This is a genomic window from Plesiocystis pacifica SIR-1 (assembly GCF_000170895.1).
In the GTDB taxonomy this organism is placed as follows: Bacteria; Myxococcota_A; Polyangia; order Nannocystales; family Nannocystaceae; genus Plesiocystis; species Plesiocystis pacifica.
This window is the reverse complement of record NZ_ABCS01000237.1, coordinates 1-220: the sequence shown is the minus strand read 5'-3', so window position 1 is coordinate 220 and position 220 is coordinate 1. Positions and strand designations below refer to the sequence as shown.

Annotated in this window: 1 pseudogene; it reads right to left on the bottom strand. The window is 68.6% G+C overall.

Annotated elements, in window-relative coordinates:
- Positions 1–8: 8 nt before the first annotated feature.
- Positions 9–220: pseudogene (locus PPSIR1_RS41425) on the bottom strand (hypothetical protein); the annotation flags it as partial.

Here is a 220-nt window from a genome sequence, read left to right as displayed (position 1 = left end):
GGCACTCGCTAGTTCGGCGCGCCGAGGGCTTCCATAGCGCCCACGAGCTGACCCCAGCGACCGCCGTCGAGCATCATCGGCGCGCCGTCGGGTCCCACCGCCGTGGCCACGAAGCCCGGCTTGACCGTGTACGCGTAGTCCCCGAGCACGACCGAAGTCTCGTAGTGATCCGCCCCCATCTGCGAGAGCTCCTGGGAGGTCTTGACCGCGCCGATGATGT